General features: G+C 51.5%; 2 rRNA genes (1 of these 2 running past the window's edge). Both read right to left on the reverse strand.

From position 1 onward, the window contains the following. Positions 1-210 precede the first annotated feature (210 nt). Positions 211-326 (reverse strand): 5S ribosomal RNA (gene rrf, locus ACP8HG_RS16770). Between the two features lie 81 nt (positions 327-407). After that, a 23S ribosomal RNA gene (locus ACP8HG_RS16775) occupies positions 408-2,500 on the reverse strand; it runs 839 nt beyond the window's last position.

Here is a 2,500-nt window from a genome sequence, read left to right on the forward strand (position 1 = left end):
CTTTTATGCATTTCTTACAGGTGCTTTATGTAAGATAGTGGTTAATTAACAGACGTAACATAGTATAAGGTCAGATTCACATTTTGACGATAGGCGAATGTTTCGACTTTATACTTCTACTTATCGCCAAACACGACCTCAAATTATTATTGAAAATTAAAAACAAACACAAAAAAAGCCACTACCTATAAGGTAATGACCTTTCAATGAGACCGGCGGCGTCCTACTCTCGCAGGGGGAAACCCCCAACTACCATCGGCGCTGAAGAGCTTAACTTCCGTGTTCGGGATGGGAACGGGTGTGACCTCTTCGCAATCGTCACCAGACTCTTTGAGCTTGTTCGCTCAAAACTGAATAAAACAGACATTGTGCTACACAGAATCAGGGTAATCAAGCCCTTTTCAAAATTGGTTAAGTCCTCGATCGATTAGTATCCGTCAGCTCCACACGTCGCCGTGCTTCCACCCCAGACCTATCAACCTCATCTTCTTTGAGGGATCTTACTTACTTGCGTAATGGGAAATCTCATCTCGAGGGGGGCTTCATGCTTAGATGCTTTCAGCATTTATCCCGTCCATACATAGCTACCCAGCGATGCCTTTGGCAAGACAACTGGTACACCAGAGGTATGTCCATCCCGGTCCTCTCGTACTAAGGACAGCTCCTCTCAAATTTCCTGCGCCCGCGACGGATAGGGACCGAACTGTCTCACGACGTTCTGAACCCAGCTCGCGTACCGCTTTAATGGGCGAACAGCCCAACCCTTGGGACCGACTACAGCCCCAGGATGCGATGAGCCGACATCGAGGTGCCAAACCTCCCCGTCGATGTGGACTCTTGGGGGAGATAAGCCTGTTATCCCCGGGGTAGCTTTTATCCGTTGAGCGATGGCCCTTCCATGCGGAACCACCGGATCACTAAGCCCGTCTTTCGACCCTGCTCGACTTGTAGGTCTCGCAGTCAAGCTCCCTTATGCCTTTGCACTCTACGAATGATGTCCAACCATTCTGAGGGAACCTTTGGGCGCCTCCGTTACTCTTTAGGAGGCGACCGCCCCAGTCAAACTGCCCGCCTGACACTGTCTCCTGCCCCGATAAGGGGCATGGGTTAGAAGTCCAATACAGCCAGGGTAGTATCCCACCAACGCCTCATCCGAAGCTAGCGCTCCGGAATCCAAGGCTCCTACCTATCCTGTACAGGCTGCACCGGAATTCAATATCAGGTTACAGTAAAGCTCCACGGGGTCTTTCCGTCCTGTCGCGGGTAACCTGCATCTTCACAGGTATTATAATTTCACCGAGTCTCTCGTTGAGACAGTGCCCAGATCGTTACGCCTTTCGTGCGGGTCGGAACTTACCCGACAAGGAATTTCGCTACCTTAGGACCGTTATAGTTACGGCCGCCGTTTACTGGGGCTTCAATTCGAAGCTTCGCTTGCGCTGACCTCTCCTCTTAACCTTCCAGCACCGGGCAGGCGTCAGCCCCTATACTTCACCTTGCGGTTTTGCAGAGACCTGTGTTTTTGCTAAACAGTCGCCTGGGCCTATTCACTGCGGCTCTCTCGGGCTTTAACACCCTACCAGAGCACCCCTTCTCCCGAAGTTACGGGGTCATTTTGCCGAGTTCCTTAACGAGAGTTCTCTCGATCACCTTAGGATTCTCTCCTCGCCTACCTGTGTCGGTTTGCGGTACAGGCACCTCCCGCCTCGCTAGAGGCTTTTCTTGGCAGCGTGAAATCAGGGACTCAGGGATAAATCCCCTTGCTGTAACAGCTCAATGTTATAGGAACGGGATTTGCCTCATTCCACACCTCACTGCTTAGACGCGCATAACCAACAGCGCGCTCACCCTATCCTACTGCGTCACCCCATTGCTCAAACGGCGGGGAGGTGGTACAGGAATATCAACCTGTTGTCCATCGTCTACGCCTTTCGGCCTCAACTTAGGTCCTGACTAACCCTGAGCGGACGAGCCTTCCTCAGGAAACCTTGGGCATTCGGTGGAAGGGATTCTCACCCTTCTTTCGCTACTCATACCGGCATTCTCACTTCCAAGCGCTCCACCAGTCCTTACGGTCTAGCTTCGACGCCCTTGGAACGCTCTCCTACCACTGACATCTAAGATGTCAATCCACAGTTTCGGTGATTCGTTTAGCCCCGGTACATTTTCGGCGCAGCGCCACTCGACCAGTGAGCTATTACGCACTCTTTAAATGATGGCTGCTTCTAAGCCAACATCCTGGTTGTCTGGGCAACGCCACATCCTTTTCCACTTAACGAATACTTGGGGACCTTAACTGGTGGTCTGGGCTGTTTCCCTCTCGACTACGGATCTTATCACCCGCAGTCTGACTCCCAAACATAAATCATCGGCATTCGGAGTTTGTCTGAATTCGGTAACCCGGGATGGGCCCCTAGTCCAAACAGTGCTCTACCTCCGAGATTCTTAAGTTTGAGGCTAGCCCTAAAGCTATTTCGGAGAGAACCAGCTATCTCCAGGT

Origin of the sequence: Sporosarcina sp. FA15 (genome assembly GCF_051550195.1) — a bacterium.
Classification (GTDB): Bacteria; Bacillota; Bacilli; order Bacillales_A; family Planococcaceae; genus Sporosarcina; species Sporosarcina psychrophila.